Source organism: Geodermatophilus sp. SYSU D00691 (genome assembly GCF_054050275.1).
In genome coordinates this window covers 17,232-38,106 of record NZ_JBJGYZ010000035.1, presented here as the reverse complement: position 1 = coordinate 38,106, position 20,875 = coordinate 17,232, and the positions used below count along the sequence as shown (strand labels likewise).

The window sequence follows — 20,875 nt, the reverse complement described above, 5'->3', positions numbered from 1 at the left end:
CCTCCGGCACGTCAGTTCCGGGCGGGTCGGCGCCACCCTTCCCGCCATGACGACGGAGACGCTGCCCACCACCACCCGCCGGCGCGCGGTGTGGCACTTCACCCGCCACTACCTCGAGATGGTCGTGGCCATGCTGGCCGGCATGGTGGCCCTCGGTCCCGTGTGGAGCCTCGTCTGGCCCGGCTGGACGGCGACCACCGAGGTGCACGTGCTCGGCATGGCCACCAACATGGCGATCGGCATGACCGCCTGGATGGCCTTCCGGCGGCACTCCTGGGGATCGATCGCCGAGATGTCGGCCGCGATGTACGTGCCGTTCCTGGTGCTGCTCGTGCCGTACTGGGCCGGCGCGGTCTCGGCCGGGTTCGTGTTCACCGCCGGGCACGTGCTGATGCTGCCGGCGATGGCGGTGCCGATGCTCCGCCGCCGGCACGAGTTCGCCCACTAGCCCGGGCGGACCTCCGGCTCCGCGGTCACCGGTGCCCCCTGCAGCCGCAGGCAGAGGAGGACGACGTCGTCCTGCAGCCGCCGGCCACCGGTCAGCTCGCGCATCACCCCGTCGCACCACTGGGCGGGGTGGTCGCCGTCCAGCCCGGCGGCGACGTCGGCGAGCCGGCCCAGCCCGGCGTCGAGGTCGGCGCCGCGGCGCTCGACCAGGCCGTCGGAGTACCAGATGAGCACCGCCCCGGGCGGGACGTCGACCTCGGCCTCCGTGCGGGCCGCGGTCTGCACCGCCAGGGGGCGCGAGCGGCCACCGGGCAGGAACTCGGCGCGGTGGTCGGTGACCAGCAGCGGCGGCGGGTGCCCGGCGCAGGCGTACCGCAGCCGGCCGGCCACCGGGTCGTACTCGCCGTAGCCGATCGTGGCGAACCGCGCGCCCGGGATGGCCGTCGAAGCCAGGTCCAGCGCCTCCAGCACCGCGGCCGGCCCGTCGTGCGGCGCGGCGGCCACCACCCGCAGCGCCGAGTGCAGCCGGCCCATGGCCGCCGCGGCCCCCAGGTCGTGGCCGACGACGTCGCCGACGACGAAGGCGATCCGCCCGTCCGCCAGGGGGAACGCGTCGTACCAGTCGCCGCCGATGTCGTGCTGCTCGTCGGCCGGCCGGTAGCAGCCGGCGACCAGCGCGCCCGGGAGCACGTCGGGCACCGAGGGGAGGAAGGCCTGCTGCAGCTGGTGGGCCGCCTCCCGCTCGGCCTCGTACAGCCGCGCCCGGTGCAGGGCCTGGGCCATGAGCTCGGCGAGCGTGCGGGCCACCGCCGTCACGTCGTCGTCGAGGGCGTCCGCGGTGTCGAACCCGAACGACAGCGCGCCCACCGTCGTCCCCGCGGCCCGGGCCGGCACGGCCAGGTCGGAGCCGGTCCGCACCGGGGCGCCGGTCAGCGCCGCCGTCGTCACGATCGAGGCGTCGTCCAGCGGCACCTCGGCCGGGCCGGACGCCGCACCGGTGGTCCAGACCCGCAGCCGGGCGCCGTCGGGCGTGAGCACGCCGACCGCACCGGAGTCGGCGAGCAGCCCGATCCCGGAGCGCACCAGCACCTCGGCGATCGCGTCGGACGTCGCCGCGGTCGCCAGGCCGGCCGTGACCGCCTGCAGCGCCTCCACCCGGCGGCGGGCCGAGCGCTCGCGCCGGGAGGCCGACCGGGCCCGCTCGCGCTCGAGGATCTCCACCGCGAGCAGCCACGCGCTGAGCACGGTGACCGCCACGAACAGCTGGAGGGCGGCCGCCTCCATGCGCGGGGAGTCCTCGAGACTGGCCCAGGGGCCGTGGCCGGTCACGGTCATGACGTTGGCCGTCACGGCGAGCGCCAGGCCGGCCTCGGTGACCACGGGGACGCCGTAGCGGACGGCGAACCAGAGCAGCAGCGGCAGGGTGAGGTAGGCCACCGGTGCCTGCGTCGGCCAGAACGTCACGACCGTCAGCGCGACGGTGGCGGCGACGCAGGCCAGGCGGTGCAGGATGCCCGCGGTGGTCGGCCGGTCCCGCTCGAGCCGCCAGCAGAGCACCGCCCCGCCGACGGTGATGGCGCCGAGGCCGTCCCCGGCCCAGAAGGGGAGGAGCCCGTCGAGCACCGCCGGGCCCTGGGACAGGTGGATGGTCACCGAGCCGATCAGGCCGCCGACGAAGGGGCCGGCCACCCCGCCGCAGAGGAGGAAGTAGCCGAGGTCGCGGCGCCGGCTCAGGTCGACGTCGCGCACGAAGCGGCGCAGCAGGGTGGCCGCCACCAGCGGCTCGGCGGTGTTCGCGAGGGCGAAGCCGAGCACCCACGGGAACTCGAGCCCCTGGCTGACGTCGACGACCACCTCGACCACCGCGGCGGTGCCGAGGACCCACGGCCACCGGCGCGGCTCGTTGAGCACCAGTGCGGCCAGGGTGACCCCGGCGGGCAGGAAGAGGACCGCGCCGGTGGGGGAGGACTCGAAGAGCAGGAAGGAGGTCAGCGCCCCGACCGCGTACGCGGCGCCCACGAGCAGGACCAGCCGCCACGGCACCCGCCGGTGGGCCGCGCGCTGGTCCGGGCTCGCCATCAGGCCTCCGCTGCTCGAAGTGCCCCGCGCGTCCTCACGAGATCAACTGCGGTACACGATGCCAGGCGCACCGCCGGGCGGACAGGGCCTATGACGGCGCACCCCGCCGCCGCGCGGTCTGCACCTCCAGGCCGCCGACGAGGAAGTCGACGAGCACGTCGATGTCGACCGCCGAGCGGGCGCCGCCCCGCAGCCGGTCGAGCACCAGCCCGCGCAGCACCCAGTTGAGCGTCTGCAGGGCCGACGGCGGGACGTCGCGCGCGGCGGCCCGGCTGAGCACGGTGCCCAGCGCCCGCGCGAGCGGCCGGTCGAGGGCCAGGCCGGCCGCCTCCCGGAGCGGCAGGTGCCACTCGGCGGCGCTGAGGACGGCGGCCACCGCCATCTCGTCGGTGGTGCGCGGCCCGCGCCAGCCGGCAAGCAGGGCGCGCAGGTCGCCGGTGAGCGAGCCGGTGACCGGGGGCTCGGCGAACAGCTCGACACCGGAGATCGCCGTGACCACGAGCTCGTCGAGGTCGGGGGAGTCGCCGAGCGCCGCGGCGGCCGGGCCGGCGCGCAGCGCGACCGCGTCGGTGGTCAGCCCCTCGTAGCCGTGCTCGCCGAGCGCGTCGAGCACGGCGCGCAGCACCGGTCGCGAGCCCGGCGACTCCCAGCTGTGCCGGCTGTGCACGCGTCCCCCCGCCTCGGGCACGTCGGTCGTCGCCCTTGTCGGCGACGGTAGGTCCGGTACCAGGAAACCAGCCGGTTCCGGATGTGCCGCGTCCGGGGTGCGCGGACGGGCGCCGGTACGGTCGCGTCATGGGGGACGAGCGGCACGACGAGGTCCGCCGCCGAGGACGCCCGCTGGACCGGGCGCTGGACGGCGCGATCCGCAAGGCCGCGCTCGAGGTGCTCTCCGAGACCGGCTACCGCCGGCTGACCATGGACGAGGTCGCGATGGTGGCCGGCGTCAGCAAGGCGACCATCTACCGCCGCTGGCCGAGCAAGGTCGACCTGCTCGTCGACGTCGTCGACGCCGCCAGCGACGACACGCTGGTCCGGGTGGACACCGGCACGCTGCGCACCGACCTCGTCGCGCTGCTGGGCGCGCTGACCGAGATCCTCACCGGGCCCGGCGGCGGCGCCAGCCGCGCGCTGCTCGGCGTGCTCGACGAGGAGCCGCTGCTCGCGGAGGCCTACCGGCGCGGGCCCCTGGCGCGCTGGGCCCTCGCGTTCACCGACGCCTTCGAGCGGGCGGTCGCCCGCGGCGAGGTGCCCCCCGGCGCCGGCGCCACCCTGGCCGCGGAGGCGGGGCCGGCGATCGTCGTCCAGCGGTGGATCGTCGGCGGGCTGCCGCTCAGCGAGGACCTCGCGGCCGACGTCGTCGACCGGGTCATGCTGCCGCTGCTCACCGCGGCTCCTCCGCCGGCCGGTGGCTAGGTCCCGCTCCCTCGCCGACGTGTACCGGCACTTCGGCGGGGTCGACGCCGCCGGGACGTCGCCGCTGCACGCGCGGGTCGCCGTCGCGGTGAGCGAGTCGGACGCGGCGTTGCGGGCCCTCGCCTCGGCGCCGGCCCGGGCGCGGAACCCGACCGTGGTCCTCGCCGCGCTGCACGACCTCGCCCTCGCGGGGCACGCCCCGGCGCTCGCCGCCGCGTACGCCGCCGCGGACGCCGCCGCCGCTGCCGCCGCGGCCGTCGACACGCTGGTGCGGAGCACCGACGCCGTCCTCGACGTCGCCGTCCGCCGGCGGCCGCTCCCGGACGAGACCGGGCACTGCGCCGTCCTGTACCCGGCCGTCGCCGAGGTGGCCCGCCGGGTGGGCGCGCGGGCGGTCGGGCTGGTGGACGTGGGCTGCTCGGCGGCGCTGGACCTCAGCGTCGACCGGGTGGGCATCGCGTACGGCAACGGGCAGGTGCTGGGCGACCCGTCGTCGCCCGTGCAGATGTCCGCAGGGGTCGTGGGGGACCGGTCTCTGCCGACGGGCGCGGTCCCCGAGGTCGTGGCCCGGGTCGGCGTCGACGCCGACCCGGTCGACGTCACCGACCCGGACGACGCCCGGTGGCTGCGCGCCTGCGTCCCGCCGGACCGGCCGGAGCGGGCAGCGGCGCTCGAGGCCGAGCTCGCGCTGGCGGCGACGGAGCCGCCCGTGCTGCTGCGGGGGGACGTCGTCGACCTGCTGCCCGACGCCGTCGCCCGCGTGCCCGCGCACGCCCTGCCCGTCGTCACCACGACGTGGGCGCTGTCGGGCCTGCCGCTCGAGCGCCGCCTGCACTTCCTGCACCGCCTCGACGAGGCGGCGGCCGGCCGGCCCGTGGCGTGGGTGTCGGCAGAGGGTGTGGGGGTCGCGCCGGCGGTGCCGACGCTCGGCGACCGCCGGGCCTCCGGCCACAGCATCCTCGGTCTGGCGGTGCTCGACGGGTCGGTGCTGCACGCCGAGGCCGTCGGCCGCTGCTGGTCGCGGGGGCGGCTGCTGGCCTGGCTCGCCGACTCCTAGGCCGCCGCCCGCGCGCGGGCGGCAGCCGCCTCGGCGGGAGGCAGCAGCCCGGTGAGGCGCTGGCGCACGAGGTGGGGGTTCGTGCGGGCCTGGATCTCGGCGATGCCGGTGAGCAGCAGCTCCAGCTGCGCCGAGCGCAGGGCGCTGGTCCGCAGGATGCGCGCGCTCATCGGCAGCCAGAGGACGTTGGCCGACAGCACCCCCCAGAGCGTGGCGACGAAGGCCGAGGCCACCAGCGGTCCGATCGTGTCCGGCTGGTCCAGCCGACCCATCACGTGCATCAGGCCGACGACCGTGCCGATGATGCCGACCGTCGGCGCGTAGCCGCCCATGCGGGCGAAGAAGCGCGCCGCGGCGCGGTCCTCCGCCTGGAGCACCGAGATCTCGGCCTCCAGGTAGGCCTTCAGCCGCTCGGGGTCGGTGCCGTCGATCGCCAGCCGCAGGCCGCGCCGCAGGAACGGGTCGTCGACGTCGCCCACCCGGCGGTCGAGGGCGAGCAGCCCCTCGCGCCGCGCGCGGCCGGCCAGGTCGACGAGGGCGTCGATGCGCTCGGCCCCCGTCGGCACGCGCGCGGGCGCGAGTGCCTGGCGCATCCACCGGCCGACCTTGCGGACGTCGTCCATGGCGGAGCCGGCGACCACCGCACCGGCCGTCCCGGCGACGACGAGCACGATCGCCGGGAGCAGGAGCAGCTCCGACGGCGCGACGCCGTCCGCGAGCATCGTGACGAGCAGCCCGCCCAGCGCGACGGCGATGCCGATCAGCGTCGTGGGGTCCACCGTCAGCGCTCCCGGCGGCGCGGGAACGGCACGACGGCCGCCCCGGTGACCTCCGCCCGGTCCGCGGGCGTGTCGATCAGCCGCCAGGCGCTGACCATGACCGCCGCCCGGTAGGCCCCGATCTTGGCCGTGACCTGCTCGGGCGACTCCGTGACGACGTACTTCGCGCCGTCGGTCAGGAACACCACGGTCTCCGGGTGCGCCTCGATCCGCTCGATCGCGGCCGGGTCCAGGCAGCAGCGTTCCCCGGTGGTGCGCGTCAGTGCGATCACCGTCGCCCCTCTCCTCGACCTGGGTGGGCATCCGCCGCATCGGCCCCGCCGGGGCCGCCCTGGAGCCGGGGCGGGCGAGGTCCACCCGGACGGGTGACCCCTAGAAGCCGAAGAGCAGGCCGAGCCCCGCGATCGTGAAGACGATCATGACGTTGACCAGCGGCAGCTGGTCGGACGCCGGGGCGCCGGGGAACAGCCGCAGCGCCCGCTCGTGGGCGAGCGTGACCCCGACGACGTGGCCGGCGACCACCGACCCGACCTGCACGTAGGCGATGGCGTCGGGGCCGACCGCGGTCAGGTCCGCCACGTTGCCCGCCGCGCCGAAGAGGTCGACGCCGCCGGTGCCGAACGGGTCGTTGAGCAGGATCCAGGTGTGCTGCCCGTCGAGGACGAGCAGGCTGAAGTAGTGCGCGACGGTGTAGCCGAGCGCGATGGGCAGGACGGTGGCGGCGAACAGGCGGGGGCAGTGCCGGCCCGCCTGCCGGCCCATCCGCGCCGAGAGGCGGGTGCCGGCGACGTACAGCCCGGCCACCAGCGCGGTCGACGCCAGCAGTCCCGCGGTGCCGGTCAGCACGCCGTCCCCGGCGCCCGGACCGCTCTGCCACCAGGCGGTGCGGGTGAGCCCGTCGAAGCCCGTCGAGCCCAGCAGGACGACGACCACCGCCGCCAGCCCCCGCTCGGGCGGTGTCGTCAGCGCGTTGGTCAGCGGGTCGCGCAGCACCACCCGGCCGTCGTCCCGGCGCGCCCAGACCGAGAGCCGGCCGAGCAGCGTGGAGTACACCTCGAAGGCGTCGCCGCGGGCGAACCAGCCGTCGCCGAACCACCACGCGGCCGCCAGGTGCACCACGGCGCAGCCGGTGACGAACCCGGCGACGACGGCCGGTTCCGCGCGGTCGGCCGGCACCAGCTCCAGCCACACGAAGACCAGCAGCGACCCCGCGGCCGGCCAGAGGCCGAGGGCGGGCAGCCGGGCGGCCGCGCGGCCGCGCCCCGGCAGGGCGCGGGCCAGCAGGCGCAGCGGGTTGACCACCCGCCAGACCGGCCCGAGCAGCAGGCTCGCCGGCACCAGCCCCACCCAGAACGTCACGTACAGCGCCCAGGGCGCCAGGTTGCGCGCCGCCTCCCGCGGCCCGGCCAGCGCGACGGCGAGCACGAACAGGACGACGACGAGGGCGGACGCCTGCAGCGCGGTGCGCACGCCGGCGCTGTCGGCGGCCCGCTGCAGCCACGCCGGCACGGGGCGGCCCGACGACGCGTTCCCCAGCAGCGGCCGGCGCCAGACCAGCAGCAGGACGGCGAAGCTGGCGAGGATCGCGAAGCCGCCGCCGTAGAGCGCCAGGCCGCCGGGGATCAGCAGGTCGGTGCGCGAGCCGACCCCGTGCGCGAGGACGCCGGTCACCGCACCTGCAGGGACAGCAGCTCCTGACCGCGCTCCTCGAGCTCCACCTCGAAGACCCCGGGGACGGTGGCCTCGAACGTGACCGTGCCCGGGGCGTCGGGTGCGACGTCGGCCATCAGGTCGTAGCCGTGCACGTGCACGTGGTCGGCGACGTCACTGGTCACCTGCAGCGTCACCGCCGTCCCGAGCTCGACCGGGATCCGGCCGCCGCCGCCGACCTGCCCGCCGCGGTAGGCCACCTCGACCACCTGCGCCCGCGCGCTCGGCTCCGCGGACGCGGTCACGGACGACGTCGTCCCCGGTGACGAGCTCGTGGGGTCCGCCCGGGCGGGCGGTGGCGCGGTGCCGGCGCAGCCGGCGAGGAGCAGGGCCACCCCGGCGGGGACGGCGGCCCGGAGCAGCCGGCTCACCGGCGGCCGGTGCCGGTGGCCTCGGGGGCGTCGACCGGCCGGTCGGGGAAGGCCTCGCTCGCGCTGCCGCGCCGCGAGTAGCGGCCCACGCCCCACGAGATCGCGGCGAGGATCGCCAGCGTGCAGGCCAGGACCACCAGGCTGGAGGCGCCCCACAGCCAGCGCGGGGCGTCGTCGGTCTGCTCGCGCTGCAGCAGCTCCTTCTCGGGGATCGCCTCGCGGGTCACGCCGTCGGTGGCCGCGATCTCCTCGGCGCCGATGACCGGGTCCTCCGGCAGCCAGATCGGGACGGCGGTGAGCACGCGGCCGTCGTGCACCCGCAGCAGGGTCTTCCAGGTCCCGTCGAGCGGCACCGGCTCCGTGGTGCGGTAGGTGCCCGGGCCGACCTCCTCCAGGTCGTCCACCACCAGGCCGCCGCCCTGCCAGGAGGTGATCTGCGCCCACGCCGGGTCGTCGACGGCGTCGTGCGGGATGAGCTGGACGGTGACGATGCCGGTGCGCGGCGAGTCGGTGACCTCCTCGATGCCGACGGTGGCCTGCACGTCGTCGGGCACGGTGGCGATCAGCCCGTTGGCCACGGCCGCCGCGATCGCGGCCAGGCTCGCCACCAGCACGCCGCGGGCGGCGGCGGGCCGCGGCAGCCGGCGGCGGAGGCCGAGGGCGAGCAGGGCGCCGAGCAGGGCCCCGGCGAGCCCGCCGACCAGCGCCATGAGGGTGCCCTCGACGGCGGTGTCGCTGCCCCACGACAGCGTGCTGACCAGGTTGCTCCACCCGGCCTCGCTGAGGTGGCCGAGCGTGCCGATGCCCAGGCCGGCCACCGCCGCGTAGAGCAGGGGTCGCCGGAGCAGGGGAGAGGCGAGCGCGAGCAGTTCGACGACCAGCGCCGACCCCAGGTAGAGCGGGAAGGACGGCGTCGTCTCGCCGAGGACGGGCCCGACGAGGAGGCTCACCGTGCCGCGGACGGCGAGGAAGAAGAACGCCGCGAGCAGGGCGCCGCCGCGGCCCATCCACAGCCGGGCGGCGACCAGCGCGACGCCCGCGGCACCGGCGATCATCAGCGGCGCCAGCACCTGGCGGAACTGGGGGACATCGAAGTCGTACTCGCCCTGGAACACCGACAGCCCGAGCAGCAGCCCGCCCATCGCCGACGCCTGGCGCAGGTATCTACCGACGCTGCCGACCTTGCGGTCGCCGTCGTCGGTGGAGGCGCCGCCGTGGCCCTCCTGCTCGAGCAGCAGCAGGCCGACCAGCGACAGCCCGGCGCCGCCGATGAGCATCAGGTGGGTGGGGCCCCACAGCGTGACGTCCTGGCCGAAGAGCCGGTGCCAGACGTCGTCGAGGGGGAAGCCGAGCAGCGCGTAGAAGCCCGACGCGGTCAGCAGGATGCCGCCGACCGGCACGTACCAGCCGCGCAGGAAGCGGACGGCGACCGGCCCGGGGCGCTCGCCGAGCGGCATCGCGCAGGCCAGCACGCCGCCGGCGAAGACGCCGAACAGGCCGAAGAGGATGAAGTAGTGGGCCGGGTTGGCCAGCGGCCCGGAGTCGCGCCCGACGTCGATGTGCAGGCTGATGTCCCACATCATCCCGAACAGCGCGACCAGCAGGGACACCGTCGTGAGCACGGTGGGCAAGGCCACCCACGCCGGGACGCCGGTGGCGCGGCCGAGCCGGTCGCCGAGGCGGGTCAGCCCGCTCCACCGGCGGGAGCGGTGCAGCCAGACCACGCCGAGCAGCAGCGCGGTGAGGAGCAGGCCGAGGGCGGTGGCCAGGACGACCTCACCCAGGGCGGCACCGCCGGCGGGGCGGTCCTCCGCCGCGGCGAGGACGGACGCCGTCGTCGTCGTCATGGTTCGCTATTTGACACTAGTTGGCGTGACATCGCCAAGTGATACATAGCGGACGGCGTTAACCTGGGGTCCGTGAGCCAGGCGACGGGCGAGGACGGCGACCGCGAGCTGACGGTCGACCAGCTCGCCGCCGTGGTGGGCGTGACCGTCCGCAACGTGCGCGCGTACGCGGCGCGGGGTCTGCTGCCGCCGCCGCGGCTGGTCGGCCGCACCGGCTACTACGGCCGTGAGCACGTCGCCCGGCTGCGCCTGGTGCGGGAGATGCTGGCCGAGGGCTACTCGCTCAACATGATCGAGCGCACGCTGGCTGCCGCGCCGGAGACCGCCGGGTCGGCCACGCTGGCGCTGCACCGGGCGCTGCTGGCGCCGTGGCTGCCCCCGGAGCCGGAGGAGACCACCGCCGGCGAGCTGGCCGCCCGGGCCGGCGTGGCCGAGGACGACCGGCTGGTCGACGGCCTGGTCGCGCTGGGGGTGGTCGAGCGGCTGGACGGCGACCGGCTGCGGGTGCTCGACCCGGCGCTGCTGACCGCCGGGCTGCAGGTCGTCGAGCTCGGGGTTCCGCCGGAGGCCCTCATCACCGCGCAGCTGGCCGTCGCCGAGCACGTCCGGGCGATCGCGCAGACCTACGTGCAGATGTTCGTCGAGACCGGCTGGCGCGCGCTGGCCGACGCGGGCGCCAGCCCCGAGCAGCTGGAGCGCGCGCAGGCGACCGTCACCCGGCTGCAGCCGGCGGCGGCGCAGGCGCTGCTGGCCACCTTCCGCCGCGAGATGGCGGCCGCCGTGGAGGTCGCGGTCGAGGCCGAGCTCAGGAAGCTGGGGGAGTCTCCGGGCTGAGGTCCGCCTCCGCCCGCTCGCGCGCGGCGAGCCGCCGGTCGCGGACCACCGCGCCGACGACGAGGGCGACGAGCAGCAGCGCCGGGCCGAACACCCCGATGGTCGCGATCGACCCGAGGCTGTCGAAGGCGAGGACGTCGAAGCCGGCCATGCGTCCCATGTGACACCGACCGATGTCACGTGTCAAACGCGGGTGGTCGCCCCGCAGGGCGCCGTGCTGGTTAGGGTAGCCTTCCCTTCTCTCGCGGGGCCGTCCCGCGACCAGGTCGAGGAGAACCCTCCGATGCGCATCCGCGCCACCCTGTCGGCCCTCGCGGCCCTGACCCTGCTGGTCAGCTGCGGCAGCTCCGAGGAGCCCGCGGAGGAGGCGTCCGGCTCGGGCGCCTCGGACGGCGGCTCGGACGGCGCCTTCCCCGTGACGATCGACCACGTCTTCGGCGAGACGACGATCGAGGAGGAGCCGGAGCGGGTCGTCGTCCTCGGGTGGAGTGCGCAGGACGTCGTCTACGCGCTGGGCGTCACGCCGGTCGGCATGCCGGCCTACGCCTACGGCGGCGACGACGAGGGCGTCCTGCCGTGGAACGCCGACCTCTACGACCCCGAGCAGACGACGCTGATCGACACGACCGACGGCTACCCGCTCGAGGAGATCGCCTCGCTCGCGCCCGACGTGATCCTGGCGCCGTACGACGGCTTCGAGGAGTCGGTCTACGACAGCCTCACCGGCATCGCGCCGACCGTGGCCTACCCGGACGAGGCCTGGGCGACGCCGTGGGAGGACCAGACCCGGATCATCGGCGAGGCGCTCGGCCGCAGCGACGAGGCCCAGCAGCTGATCGACGAGACGAACCAGCAGATCGCCGACGTCGCCGCGGAGCACCCGGAGTTCGAGGGCGTGACCTTCAGCTACGCCAACCTCGGCGCCGACTCGATGTTCGTCTACCTGGCCAGCGACCCGCGGGTGCAGCTCGTCGAGGGGCTCGGCCTGACCCTGGACCCGGCCGTGCAGACCCTCGCCGGCACCGGCGAGCAGACCAGCTTCTACTCGACGCTGTCGCTGGAGCAGGCGCCGCAGATCACCTCCGACGTCCTGGTCGCCTGGACCGCCGGACCGGCCGACGAGGTCACCTCGCAGCCCATCTACGCGCAGGTGCCGGCCATCGCGCGCGGGTCGGCCGTCGTCGTCGACGACCCGGGCTTCGTGTTCGGGGCCAGCGCGGTCAGCGTGCTGTCGATCCCGTGGGTGCTCGACCAGTTCGTCGGAGAGCTCTCCACCGCCGTCGCCGCCGCCCAGGGCTGACCCGCGGCCGTAGGGTCGGCCGCATGACCGACCTGGCCACCCGCGCCCGCACGCTGCTCGACCTGCACACCGCATCGGAGATCCTGGTGCTGGCCAACGTCTGGGACGTCGTCTCGGCGACGGTCGTCGCGGGCACCGAGGGCGTGCGGGCGCTGGCGACGGCGAGCCACTCGATCGCGGCCACGTTCGGCTACGAGGACGGCGAGAACATCCCGCTGGACCTGCACCTCGACATGGTCGGCCGGATCACCGCGGCCGTGGACCTGCCCGTGACCATGGACTTCGAGGCGGGCTACGGCGACGCGGGGGAGACCGCGCGCCGGGCGATCGCGGCCGGCGCCGTCGGCGGCAACCTCGAGGACCAGATGAAGCCGCTCGACGACGCCGTCGCCGCGGTGGAGGCCGTCGTCCGCGCCGGCCGCGACTCCGGCATCGACTTCGTGCTCAACGCCCGCACCGACGCGCTCCTGCGCGCCGGGCGGGACGCCGACCGCGGTGCGCTGGTGGCCGAGGCGGTCCGGCGCGGCCGGGCCTTCCTCGAGGCCGGCGCGCCGGTGGTGTTCGTGCCCGGGGCCGTGGCCCGCGACGAGATCGCCGCCCTGGTCGACGGGCTCGGCCCGCGGAAGCTCAGCGTCATCGCGGTCCCGGGGGTCTCGCTGCCGGTGCGCGAGCTCCAGGAGCTCGGGGTCGCCCGCGTCTCCACCGGGCCGTTCACGCAGCGGGTCGCGCTGACCGCGCTGCAGGACGCCACCGCCGAGCTGGTCGCCGGCGGGGTGCTGCCGCCCGGCACGCGCAACCTGAACTAGGCGGTCGCGGGCAGAACTCGCTCGAACCGGGGCCCCGCCCGCCGTCGGGATTCGCCTGACGTACGTCACCCGCGGGTCGTCCCGCCCGTGACGCGAAACTCGAGCGGCCGGCGTCCGCCTCGGGGCCGCTGCCCTCCGGGACGTTCCCGCGGGAACGTCGCGGTCGGCTAGCTGGCCAGCAGGCGGACCGGTAGGACGGGCGCCTCGAGCACCGGCGGGTGCAGCGGCCGGTGCGGCCGCTCGGGCACCAGCGCGGGGTCGGTCAGCACCTTCTCCGTCGGGGTGGCCGGGACGAGCCGGTCGCGCAGCCGCAGGGCCGGCCGCTCGACGAGCACCGTCGCGGCGATCCCGACCAGGACGGCGGAGCCGTACTTGACCGCCAGCGCGGCGGGCGAGGCGTCGTCCGGGCTCCGGCCGAGCCAACCCAGCACCGTGTGCGCGGCGAAGATGTGCCAGATGTAGATGCCGTACGAGTACCGGCCGAGCGCGGCCACCGGCGCGCTGACCCAGCGGGCGCGCGACACCCACGCCGCCCGGTAGAGCAGCAGCAGGACGGCGGCGGCGGTCACGTACGCCACCGTGAAGCCGATGGTGCTGCCCACCAGGCCCTGCTTGCCGACGGTGCACAGGAAGACGACGCCGACGGCCAGCACCGCGAGCAGTGCGCGCCGCCGCTGCTGCAGCGCGGCGAACCGCTCCGGCCAGCGCACGCTGACCACCGCGAGCAGCACCCCGGCCGCCAGCGAGTCGACCCGGAAGTGCGTGCGCCACTGCAGCCGGGTCTCGCTCACCCCGGCCAGCCCGCCGGTGATCCGCAGGACGAGCGCGGCGACCAGGACGCCGACGAGGACGCCGGCGAACAGCTCGAGCTTGCCGCCGCGGCGCCGGACCAGCAGCGGGAACAGCAGCGCCAGGGCCAGGTAGAAGTGCTCCTCGACCGCCAGCGACCACAGGTGCGCCAGCGAGGTGCCCGCGTAGTTCTGCACGTGCAGCGCGTTCTGCCACAGGTAGGAGCCCAGCGGCTCGCTGCCGAAGAGGGCGTGCACCACGAGGAAGACGTAGAGCACCGGCCAGAGCTTGAGCACGCGGCGGACGGTGAACCGGCGTCCGTCGAAGCTGCCGGTCCGGGCGTGCTCGGCGAGGACGAGCCGGCCCATGAGGAAGCCGCTGAGCACGAAGAACAAGTCGACGCCGGCCCAGCCGAACATGCGGCCGGGGAACTGCAGGACGTCGACGAGCCAGCTGCCGCTGGGGCCGGAGAAGTGCCAGCCCAGGGCCAGCAGGATGGCCAGGCCCCGGACGACGTCGAGGTCGAGCCGGCGCCCCTTCGCGGTGGCGGGGGCGGTCTCGGTGCGGTGCTCTCGGATCGAAGGCATCGTTTCCCGACGCTAAGAGCGTGCGCTGGCGCTCGCAGGGATCGGCGGAGTCGCCCAGGTGCTCTCCGTCTTCCTCCCCAGGTCAGCGCCGTGCCCGTGTGACCCGATTCACCTACCCGGCCGGCCGCGCGACCCATCCACCCGGACGGGTGAGGTGCGCCACTGGCGGCTGCCCCGCCCGCTCAAGCGGGCCCCGCCCGCTGCCGATCACCCGACCAGGTGACGCCTGGGGTCGGCCCACGGCGAGGTCGAGGAGGAGGAGCGGTTCGTTGCCCGACCAGAGCGTGCTCGTGGTGGAGGACACCGACGAGATCCGTGAGCTCGTCGCTACGGTCCTCGGCAGGGCCGGCTTCGAGGTCCGCACGGTGAGCACCGGCGCGGACTGCCTGGCGGAGGTCCGTCGGCAGACGCCGGACCTCATCGTGCTCGACCTGGGGCTCCCGGACGCCGACGGCACCGAGGTGTGCCGCCAGATCCGCGCGGAGACCGAGTGCTACGTCCTCATGCTCACCGCGCGCGCCGAGGAGGTCGACCTGCTGATCGGCCTCGCCGTCGGTGCCGACGGGTACATGGCGAAGCCGTTCTCGCCGCGCGAGCTCGTCGCCCGCGTGCAGGCGCTGCTGCGCCGTCCCCGCGCCGCCGTCGCCCCCGCCCCGCGGGAGCCGGTGGAGGAGACGGTGCGCCGGCTGGCCGAGCTGGAGGTCGACGAGGACAGCCGCGAGGTGCGGGTCGACGGCGCCGTCGTCGACCTGACCCGCACCGAGTTCGACCTGCTGGCCGCGCTGGCCTCGCGGCCGGGCCGGGTGCTGCAGCGCGAGACCCTGCTGCGCGAGGTCTGGCAGACCGACTGGGAGGGCAACCTCCGGCTGGTCGAGGCGCACATGTCCAACCTGCGCCGCAAGCTCCAGGCCGCGGGGCTCAACAACCCCGAGATCAAGACCGTCCGCGGCGTCGGTTACCGCCTCGTCGCCTGACCGCCCGCCCTCAGACCCCTGCCAGCAAGGCGCCCGCGGCCACCTGGTTGGCGCGCGTGGCCCGCAGGCTCAGCACCTGCAGCTCCATCAGCCGGTTCTGCGAGACGATCCCGCGGCGTGCCTCCGCCGCGATCTCCTGGCACACCGCGGCGATCCGCGGGTGGCCGAGCTGGCCGCCGGCCCCGCCCAGCGTCAGGGCGGCCGCGGCGACGGCCATCGCGTCGCCGGCCTTGGCGCCGTCGGCGATCAGCGACAGGCGGTGCGGCAGCGCGCTGATGAACATCTCCTGCAGCCGGCCCATGGTCGCGGCGTCGACGTCGGCCGGGTCGGCGGCCACCGGCTCGGCGTCGCGGACGACCCGCAGGTGGCGGACCCGCGCGGCCGGTGCCCCGGCGCGGCGGCGCAGGAAGTCGATGAGCGCCCGCGGGTCGATCGGCTTGGCCAGGCAGGCCAGGGCGCCCACGGAGGCGGCGGCGGCGCGGATGCGGTCGGTGGGGTCGTCGGTGACGACGAGGAACCGGGCCCGGCAGCCGGCGGTGCGCAGCCGGCTCAGCATCGACAGGCCGGTCTCGCCGGGCAGGACGACGTCGGTGACGATCAGGTCCAGGTCCCGGACGGCGGCGATGCGGAGGGCCGAGGCGGCGTCCGTGGCCTCGACCACGTGCCACCCGCCGAGGCGGAGGAGGGCGCCGACGCGGCGGCGGGCGTCCTGCGAGGGGTCGACGACGAGGGCGGTCAGCACCTGATGACTCCGACCTGCTGGGACTGCTTCGTCCAGCCGTAGGACGTGAGCGTCGTGACGGTCACGGTGATGTTGTTGTTGTTGACGACGGAGGCGTCGTAGTTGCCGGTCAGCGACGTGACCGAGGCCGGCACCTCGTCGATGGGGTACGGGAACCCGTTGACCAGCGCGACGACGCGGTAGCCGCTGACGCCGCGGGTGTTGCTGGCTCGCCACGAGAGCTTGGCGTTCAGCGTGGTGGTCGTCGTCCCGTCGGCGTTGGTCGTGGTGGTGCACTTGGTGCCACCGAAGTTGAGGTTCGTGGGGGCGTCCACGGTCACCGTGGAGACGGCCATGGTGGGCAGGCCGGCGGCGTTGGAGAACTGCGCGCCGGCCGGGAGCGCGGTGCCGAGGAGCACGGCGGCGGCCGTGCCCAGCAGGACGGCGATGCGGCGGATGCGGGTCATGTCCGGGTCCTCCCCTCGAGGTCTTCGGTGTGCGGTGGTCAGCGGTCGGTGCCGGCGGCGGGTGCGTCCGGCAGGTGGTTCCAGAGCTCGGCGTCCAGGTCGACCTCGTGCAGGTCGTCGGCGTCGACGAGCGGCAGGAGGTCCTGCCCGTCCGCGGGGCCGTGCAGGCGGGCCAGGAGCCGCAGCACGCCGTCGGAGTCGAGGGCGATGCGGGTCACTTCTCGTCCTCCTCGTCCTCGGGCCGCCAGATCGACAGGATCAGCCAGCCGGCCAGCAGCGCCGGGGCGCCCCAGACCAGGGCCTTGGAGACGACCGGCTCCCGCAGGAACTGGATCACGTGGCCCAGCTCGGGGACGACGGCCTGCACCTGGTAGGCGGTGTCGCCCTGCAGCGTCGCCTGCCACGGGTCGACCGCGGTGTTCGCGTCGCCCTTGGTCTGGACGGTGACGCTGCCGTCGTCGCCGTGCTCGACGGAGACGACCCGGTGGGTGACGACGCGGTGGTCGTCGATCGGGATGTGGTAGCTGATCACCATGCCCTCGGTGACGTCCTCGACGTCGAGGGGGGTGGAGATCACCACGTCCCCGGCCTCGATCTGCGGGGCCATCGAGCCGGTCAGCATCGTCATCGTCCGGTAGTCGAGGACGTGCGGGCCCACGGCGAGGACGGCGAAGGCGAGCACGGCGGCCGCGAGCAGCCCGCGGACGGACCAGCGGACGAGGCCGGCGGAGATCGTGCGCGCCGCTCCGGCCCGGCGGGTGGCGGTCCCCGCAACCGGGGGCAGCGCGAGGGCTGCCCCCGGGCGGCGGACGGGGAGCACGGCGGTCATCGGATGTCCCTGAGGAGTCGTCGGACCGCGGTCACTTGGCGGCAGCGGCGCGCTGCGTGCCGGTGAAGGTCAGGCTGAGCGAGGCGCTCTTGCCCTGGAAGGAGTTGTCGGCCGAGGTCGGCAGCGACACGGAGAACACGAGGTGGTCCACGCCACCCGGGTTGAGGCTGGCCGGGTTGCTCAGGGCGATGTTGCCCGCGGCGGCCGGCCCGGCGTACAGGCTGCGCTCGGTGCCCGAGCAGCTGTAGGACGGCGCGGCGGCGGTGCCACCCTGGGTCCACGCGACCGAGCAGGACTTCAGCGAGAGCTGCAGGCCGTTGACCGTGTCGGTGGTCAGGGGGTTCGCGGTACCGGTGCCGATCGCGGTCAGCGAGACCGAGGAGAGGGCCGAGCTGCCGTCGTTGGTCAGGCTCACCGCGCGGGTGAGCGAGTCACCGGGCACGAAGTTGGTGGTGGTGACCGGGATCGAGTAGGCGCCGCTCGGCTGGTTCAGGTTGATGTCCACCGTGCCGGTCTGCACCGTGGTGGCGACCGGGGTCGTGCTGTCGGTGAAGGTGCCGAAGGTGCCGAGGCCGGCGACGGCGGCGGCGGCGCCGGCGATGGCCAGCGAGCCGACGACCTTGCGGGTGTTGCTGCGGCGGGTCTTGCTGCTCATGTCCGTGCTTCTCCCTGTGTCCGTTGCGCCACCGGGTGTCCGGCGACAGGGAGAACTCTGGGCGAGCAACCGCAGGGCACCCGCCCGGAATCCGCAAGGATTGCGCAAGGCTCGTGCGGGAAACCCGCAGATCAGGGGCTCACGGCGGCCCAGCCCGGCGTTAGGCGCCGAAAACGGCCCCGCTTTCGGCGCCGAAAGCGGGGATCAGGCGCGGGGGAGGGTGAGCGTGAAGGTGGTGCCGCGGCCCTCGGCGCTGGTGAGGTCCAGCGTGCCGCCGTGCGCGGTGGTGATGGCCTTGGTGATCGACAGGCCCAGGCCCACGCCGGCGACGGCGCTGCGCCGTGCGGTGGAGGCGCGGAAGAAGCGGGTGAACAGCTTGCCCTGCTCGCCGGTGGGGATGCCGATGCCGGTGTCGCTCACCGACAGCCGGGCGACGGGGGAGCCGTCCTCGCCGACGTCGGCCCGCAGCGCGATCGTGACCCGCCCGCCGGCCGGCGTGAACTTGACGGCGTTGGAGACGAGGTTGTCGCAGGCCTGGCCGAGCCGCATGGCGTCCCCGCGCACGACCAGCCCGTCGGTGGGGACGTCGACGCGCACCTCCACGCCGGCGGCCGCCGCGGTCACCCGGACGGTCTCCTCGGCGGCGCGCGCGACGGCGGCCAGGTCGACGTCCTCAGGCGTGAGGGTGAACCGGCCGGCCTCGACCTGCGCGGTGAACAGGAGGTCGCCGACGAGGCCGAGCAGGCGCTGCGCGTTGCGCTCGACGGTGCGCAGGTAGCCGGTCTGCGTCTCGGTGAGCGGCTCCTCCTCGTCGTCGAGGACCAGCTCGAGGTACCCGAGGATCGAGGTGAGCGGCGTCCGCAGCTCGTGGCTGATGAGGCTCACGAACTGGTCCTTCATCCGCTCGGTGGCGCGGACCTCGGTCATGTCGGTACCGACGAAGTTCCAGCCGGCGTGCACGCCGTCGTCGTCCGTGCGCGGTGTGATGGCGACCGACACCGTGCGGTGCGAGCCGTCGGCGGCCACGTAGGTCCAGTCGCGGACGTCGCTGCCGTGCTCCTGCGCGGCGTGCACGAGGGCGTCGATGCCGGCGGGGACGCCGGCGACCTCCGCGGCCTCGGCCAGCTCCTCGGGCAGGTGGAACTCGGTGATCGAGCGCAGGCGGACCACCTCGGCCCGCGGCAGGCCGAGCATCTTCTCCGCGCCGGGGTTCCACACGCGGACGACGCCGTCGCGGTCGGTCCCGATGATCGACTGCTCGGTGACCGCGTCGATGACGCTGGTCATCGTGCGCGCGCGGGCGCGCAGCATGCGGGTGGCGACCTCGAGCTCCTCGCCGCGGGTCTGCATCTGGGTGTGCAGCGCGGTCTGCTCGGCCTCGAGCCGCTCGATCTGCGCCGCCTGCCGGGCCAGGGTGCGGCGCAGCTGCGCGACGACGTGCGCGGGATCGGCGAGCTCGGTCACGCCGTCAGCTCCCGCACCCGGGTGGCGAGCGCGGCGACGCCGAACGGCTTGGCGAGGTAGGCGTCGGCCCCGGCGGCCAGGCCGCGGGCGACGTCGTCGGGGGAGGCCCCGGCCGAGAGCAGCAGCACCCGGATGCCCGCGGTCGCCGCGTCGGCGCGCAGCGCGCCGCAGACCTCCAGCCCGGTGCTGCCGGGCATCGAGACGTCGAGGACGGCGAGGTCGGGCAGCTCGGCCCGGGCGGCGGTCAGCGCGGCGGTGCCGTCGGCCACCGACGCCGCGACCGTGCAGCCGGCCTTGCGGACGGCCAGGCCGACGAGCGCGCGGATGTCGTCCTCGTCGTCGGCGACGAGGACCCGCGGGGTCGCATCCGGTGCCTCCACGGGAGGAGCAACGGCGTCCCGGGCGAGCGCCTGCAGCACGGCGGCGCCGTCCCCACCCCTTGCGGGTGAGGACGGCGCCGCCGTCCGATCAGGTCAGGTCAGGAGCTCGACGCCTGGCTCTGCACCGTCTCCTTGGACTGCTGGGCCTGGCCCTGGACGTCCTGCACGGCCGACTGGCCCTCGCCCTTGACCGTCTGGGCGGCGTCCTGGGCGGTGGACTTGACCTCCTCGACGGCCTGCTGGGCGGCGGGCTTGAGCTGCTCGCCCATCTCCTGCGCGGCCTCCTTGGCCGGCTGGAGCAGCGCGTCCTTGTTCTCGCGCAGCGCCTGCTCGGCCTGCTGGGCCAGCTGCTGCTCCTTCTGCGTCGCGGGCAGCAGGCTGGAGACCAGCCAGCCGACGCCGAAGGCGATGAGCCCGGCGGCCAGGGGGTTGCCCTGGGCCTGCCGCACCACCATGTCCGGCGCCTCCTGGATCGTGCTCACCGCGGAGGACGCGGCGTTCTGCACCGAGTCGGCCGCGCTGGAGGCGGCGTTCTGCACCGAGCCGGCCGCGTTGGAAGCGGCGCCCTGCACGGAGCCGGCCGCGTGCTGCGCCATGCCGTGCATGTCGGAGGTCGTGTTCGAGGCGCTGCCCATCACCTTCTCCTTGACGCTGGTGAAGCGGCCCTTCACGTTCGCGACGCGGCGGTCCACGACGCGGGCCGGGTTGACCTTCTCGTTGAGGGCGTCGACGTCGTAGCTCAGCTCACGCCGCGTGTCCTCGATCTGCCGCCGGATGACGTCCGGGTCACTGCTGGTCATCTGTGCAACTCCAAGTCTGGTCAGTTCGGCTTGAGAGCGCTGGGCACCTGCTGCAGCGTCTCGACGGTCCGTTCGGGCTTCGGGTTCACCTGGCGGAACTTCTTGCGGCCCATGGAGTAGGTGACCGCGGCGACGATGCCCCAGATGATCGCGACGATTAGCGCGGCCAGGCCGGCGTCCATCACGTTCTCCAGCGCCCACCACAGGGCGATGGAGAGGAAGAGCAGGAGCATGTAGCCGGCGAACCCGGCGGCGCCGAACATGCCGGCGCCCTGACCCGCCTTCTTGGCCTCGACCTTGAGCTCGGCCTTGGCGAGCTCGAGTTCCTGGCGCATCAGCACCGAGAGGTCCTTGGTGACCTCACCGATCAGCTGGCCGACGGAGGTGCCCTCGACGTCCGGGCGGCCCTCCTCGGTCATCGGGGTGCCCAGGTTGCCGCTGTGCGACCCGTAGGACTCGGGTCCGACGGCGTAGTTGCCGTGCTCCGGCCCCACGGTGGGGATGCTCTGCGTGTCGCCCGGCGTTCCGCTGTAGCCGGTGGCGCCGCTGTAGGGGGTGCTCAT

The 20,875-nt window shown here is 75.1% G+C and carries 25 protein-coding genes; 7 read left to right on the top strand and 18 right to left on the bottom strand.

What is annotated here, in order from left to right:
* The first annotated feature begins 46 nt into the window (after positions 1 to 46).
* Entirely contained in the window at positions 47 to 448 is a 402-nt protein-coding gene (locus ACI797_RS21990; protein WP_456861395.1) for a hypothetical protein, read from the top strand.
* Here ACI797_RS21990 and ACI797_RS21985 read toward each other — a convergent pair.
* Both ACI797_RS21985 and ACI797_RS21980 read right to left on the bottom strand, forming a co-directional pair.
* Positions 445 to 2,526 carry a SpoIIE family protein phosphatase gene (locus tag ACI797_RS21985; RefSeq protein ID WP_456861393.1) on the bottom strand — a complete coding sequence of 694 codons (2,082 nt, stop codon included), beginning with the start codon at positions 2,524 to 2,526 and terminating at the stop codon, positions 445 to 447. The two genes, ACI797_RS21990 and ACI797_RS21985, sit on opposite strands and share 4 nt — an antisense overlap.
* 88 nt (positions 2,527 to 2,614) lie before the next feature.
* Complete coding sequence (locus ACI797_RS21980; protein ID WP_456861391.1) at positions 2,615 to 3,193, bottom strand: hypothetical protein; 579 nt, start codon at positions 3,191 to 3,193, stop codon at positions 2,615 to 2,617.
* 128 nt (positions 3,194 to 3,321) lie between these two features.
* Between ACI797_RS21980 and ACI797_RS21975 the strand changes: the two genes are divergently transcribed.
* On the top strand, positions 3,322 to 3,942 hold the full coding sequence (locus tag ACI797_RS21975; RefSeq protein ID WP_456861389.1) for a TetR/AcrR family transcriptional regulator: 621 nt from the start codon (positions 3,322 to 3,324) through the stop codon (positions 3,940 to 3,942).
* Between the two features lie 19 nt (positions 3,943 to 3,961).
* Positions 3,962 to 4,999, top strand: coding sequence for a DUF2332 domain-containing protein (locus ACI797_RS21970; RefSeq protein ID WP_456861387.1), 1,038 nt, complete (start codon positions 3,962 to 3,964; stop codon positions 4,997 to 4,999).
* Here ACI797_RS21970 and ACI797_RS21965 read toward each other — a convergent pair.
* From ACI797_RS21965 to ACI797_RS21945, 5 genes are all read right to left on the bottom strand, one after another.
* Positions 4,996 to 5,778 (bottom strand): motility protein A, encoded by a 783-nt coding sequence (locus ACI797_RS21965; protein ID WP_456861385.1) that lies wholly within the window; start codon positions 5,776 to 5,778, stop codon positions 4,996 to 4,998. The two genes, ACI797_RS21970 and ACI797_RS21965, sit on opposite strands and share 4 nt — an antisense overlap.
* 2 nt (positions 5,779 to 5,780) lie before the next feature.
* The gene (locus tag ACI797_RS21960; RefSeq protein ID WP_456861383.1) at positions 5,781 to 6,050 is read right to left on the bottom strand and encodes a flagellar FlbD family protein; all 270 of its coding nucleotides are present in this window, start codon (positions 6,048 to 6,050) and stop codon (positions 5,781 to 5,783) included.
* A 100-nt stretch (positions 6,051 to 6,150) separates the two neighbouring features.
* Entirely contained in the window at positions 6,151 to 7,449 is a 1,299-nt protein-coding gene (locus ACI797_RS21955; protein ID WP_456861381.1) for a hypothetical protein, read from the bottom strand.
* The gene (locus ACI797_RS21950; RefSeq protein WP_456861379.1) at positions 7,446 to 7,859 is read right to left on the bottom strand and encodes a hypothetical protein; all 414 of its coding nucleotides are present in this window, start codon (positions 7,857 to 7,859) and stop codon (positions 7,446 to 7,448) included. The genes ACI797_RS21955 and ACI797_RS21950 overlap by 4 nt, the downstream gene beginning before the upstream one ends.
* A complete protein-coding gene (locus ACI797_RS21945) occupies positions 7,856 to 9,706 on the bottom strand; it encodes a hypothetical protein (protein WP_456861376.1) in 1,851 nt (616 codons plus the stop codon). The genes ACI797_RS21950 and ACI797_RS21945 overlap by 4 nt, the downstream gene beginning before the upstream one ends.
* A gap of 72 nt (positions 9,707 to 9,778) precedes the next feature.
* Here ACI797_RS21945 and ACI797_RS21940 point away from each other — a divergent pair, with 72 nt between their 5' ends.
* Entirely contained in the window at positions 9,779 to 10,540 is a 762-nt protein-coding gene (locus ACI797_RS21940) for a MerR family transcriptional regulator (protein ID WP_456861374.1), read from the top strand.
* Here ACI797_RS21940 and ACI797_RS21935 read toward each other — a convergent pair.
* Positions 10,512 to 10,691, bottom strand: coding sequence for a hypothetical protein (locus ACI797_RS21935; RefSeq protein WP_456861372.1), 180 nt, complete (start codon positions 10,689 to 10,691; stop codon positions 10,512 to 10,514). The two genes, ACI797_RS21940 and ACI797_RS21935, sit on opposite strands and share 29 nt — an antisense overlap.
* Before the next feature lie 132 nt (positions 10,692 to 10,823).
* Between ACI797_RS21935 and ACI797_RS21930 the strand changes: the two genes are divergently transcribed.
* Entirely contained in the window at positions 10,824 to 11,840 is a 1,017-nt protein-coding gene (locus ACI797_RS21930; protein ID WP_456861370.1) for an iron-siderophore ABC transporter substrate-binding protein, read from the top strand.
* Positions 11,841 to 11,863: 23 nt separating this feature from the next.
* Positions 11,864 to 12,646, top strand: coding sequence for an isocitrate lyase/PEP mutase family protein (locus tag ACI797_RS21925; RefSeq protein WP_456861368.1), 783 nt, complete (start codon positions 11,864 to 11,866; stop codon positions 12,644 to 12,646).
* A gap of 167 nt (positions 12,647 to 12,813) precedes the next feature.
* Here the strand turns inward: ACI797_RS21925 and ACI797_RS21920 are convergent, their stop codons facing one another.
* Positions 12,814 to 14,022, bottom strand: coding sequence for an acyltransferase family protein (locus tag ACI797_RS21920; RefSeq protein WP_456861366.1), 1,209 nt, complete (start codon positions 14,020 to 14,022; stop codon positions 12,814 to 12,816).
* 269 nt (positions 14,023 to 14,291) lie between these two features.
* Between ACI797_RS21920 and ACI797_RS21915 the strand changes: the two genes are divergently transcribed.
* A complete protein-coding gene (locus tag ACI797_RS21915) occupies positions 14,292 to 14,996 on the top strand; it encodes a response regulator (RefSeq protein WP_456861364.1) in 705 nt (234 codons plus the stop codon).
* A 10-nt stretch (positions 14,997 to 15,006) separates the two neighbouring features.
* Here ACI797_RS21915 and ACI797_RS21910 read toward each other — a convergent pair whose 3' ends face one another.
* The 9 genes from ACI797_RS21910 to ACI797_RS21870 all read right to left on the bottom strand — a co-directional run bounded on the left by ACI797_RS21910 (position 15,007) and on the right by ACI797_RS21870 (position 20,875).
* Positions 15,007 to 15,738: a response regulator gene (locus tag ACI797_RS21910; protein ID WP_456861362.1), complete on the bottom strand. Its 732-nt coding sequence runs from the start codon at positions 15,736 to 15,738 to the stop codon at positions 15,007 to 15,009.
* Complete coding sequence (locus ACI797_RS21905; RefSeq protein WP_456861360.1) at positions 15,732 to 16,184, bottom strand: hypothetical protein; 453 nt, start codon at positions 16,182 to 16,184, stop codon at positions 15,732 to 15,734. Before ACI797_RS21905 ends, ACI797_RS21910 begins: the two co-directional genes overlap by 7 nt.
* Positions 16,185 to 16,222: 38 nt before the next feature.
* The gene (locus ACI797_RS21900) at positions 16,223 to 16,402 is read right to left on the bottom strand and encodes a hypothetical protein (protein WP_456861358.1); all 180 of its coding nucleotides are present in this window, start codon (positions 16,400 to 16,402) and stop codon (positions 16,223 to 16,225) included.
* Positions 16,399 to 17,013 (bottom strand): signal peptidase I, encoded by a 615-nt coding sequence (locus ACI797_RS21895; RefSeq protein WP_456861355.1) that lies wholly within the window; start codon positions 17,011 to 17,013, stop codon positions 16,399 to 16,401. The genes ACI797_RS21900 and ACI797_RS21895 overlap by 4 nt, the downstream gene beginning before the upstream one ends.
* 31 nt (positions 17,014 to 17,044) lie before the next feature.
* Positions 17,045 to 17,668 (bottom strand): TasA family protein, encoded by a 624-nt coding sequence (locus tag ACI797_RS21890; protein WP_456861353.1) that lies wholly within the window; start codon positions 17,666 to 17,668, stop codon positions 17,045 to 17,047.
* A 204-nt stretch (positions 17,669 to 17,872) separates the two neighbouring features.
* The gene (locus ACI797_RS21885) at positions 17,873 to 19,132 is read right to left on the bottom strand and encodes a sensor histidine kinase (protein WP_456861350.1); all 1,260 of its coding nucleotides are present in this window, start codon (positions 19,130 to 19,132) and stop codon (positions 17,873 to 17,875) included.
* Complete coding sequence (locus ACI797_RS21880) at positions 19,129 to 19,512, bottom strand: response regulator transcription factor (protein ID WP_456861348.1); 384 nt, start codon at positions 19,510 to 19,512, stop codon at positions 19,129 to 19,131. Before ACI797_RS21880 ends, ACI797_RS21885 begins: the two co-directional genes overlap by 4 nt.
* A 98-nt stretch (positions 19,513 to 19,610) precedes the next feature.
* Positions 19,611 to 20,312 carry a DUF3618 domain-containing protein gene (locus tag ACI797_RS21875; RefSeq protein ID WP_456861346.1) on the bottom strand — a complete coding sequence of 234 codons (702 nt, stop codon included), beginning with the start codon at positions 20,310 to 20,312 and terminating at the stop codon, positions 19,611 to 19,613.
* A gap of 20 nt (positions 20,313 to 20,332) precedes the next feature.
* Positions 20,333 to 20,875, bottom strand: coding sequence for a phage holin family protein (locus tag ACI797_RS21870; protein ID WP_456861344.1), 543 nt, complete (start codon positions 20,873 to 20,875; stop codon positions 20,333 to 20,335).

Bases quoted from the DNA above. Each gene is read 5' to 3' on its own strand.
- ACI797_RS21990 (WP_456861395.1), top strand. From the start codon at position 47: ATGACGACGGAGACGCTGCCCACCACCACCCGCCGGCGCGCGGTGTGG.
- ACI797_RS21985 (WP_456861393.1), bottom strand. From the start codon at position 2,526: ATGGCGAGCCCGGACCAGCGCGCGGCCCACCGGCGGGTGCCGTGGCGG.
- ACI797_RS21975 (WP_456861389.1), top strand. From the start codon at position 3,322: ATGGGGGACGAGCGGCACGACGAGGTCCGCCGCCGAGGACGCCCGCTG.
- ACI797_RS21945 (WP_456861376.1), bottom strand. From the start codon at position 9,706: ATGACGACGACGACGGCGTCCGTCCTCGCCGCGGCGGAGGACCGCCCC.
- ACI797_RS21935 (WP_456861372.1), bottom strand. From the start codon at position 10,691: ATGGCCGGCTTCGACGTCCTCGCCTTCGACAGCCTCGGGTCGATCGCG.
- ACI797_RS21930 (WP_456861370.1), top strand. From the start codon at position 10,824: ATGCGCATCCGCGCCACCCTGTCGGCCCTCGCGGCCCTGACCCTGCTG.
- ACI797_RS21925 (WP_456861368.1), top strand. From the start codon at position 11,864: ATGACCGACCTGGCCACCCGCGCCCGCACGCTGCTCGACCTGCACACC.
- ACI797_RS21920 (WP_456861366.1), bottom strand. From the start codon at position 14,022: ATGCCTTCGATCCGAGAGCACCGCACCGAGACCGCCCCCGCCACCGCG.
- ACI797_RS21905 (WP_456861360.1), bottom strand. From the start codon at position 16,184: ATGACCCGCATCCGCCGCATCGCCGTCCTGCTGGGCACGGCCGCCGCC.
- ACI797_RS21895 (WP_456861355.1), bottom strand. From the start codon at position 17,013: ATGACCGCCGTGCTCCCCGTCCGCCGCCCGGGGGCAGCCCTCGCGCTG.
- ACI797_RS21890 (WP_456861353.1), bottom strand. From the start codon at position 17,668: ATGAGCAGCAAGACCCGCCGCAGCAACACCCGCAAGGTCGTCGGCTCG.
- ACI797_RS21875 (WP_456861346.1), bottom strand. From the start codon at position 20,312: ATGACCAGCAGTGACCCGGACGTCATCCGGCGGCAGATCGAGGACACG.
- ACI797_RS21870 (WP_456861344.1), bottom strand. From the start codon at position 20,875: ATGAGCACCCCCTACAGCGGCGCCACCGGCTACAGCGGAACGCCGGGC.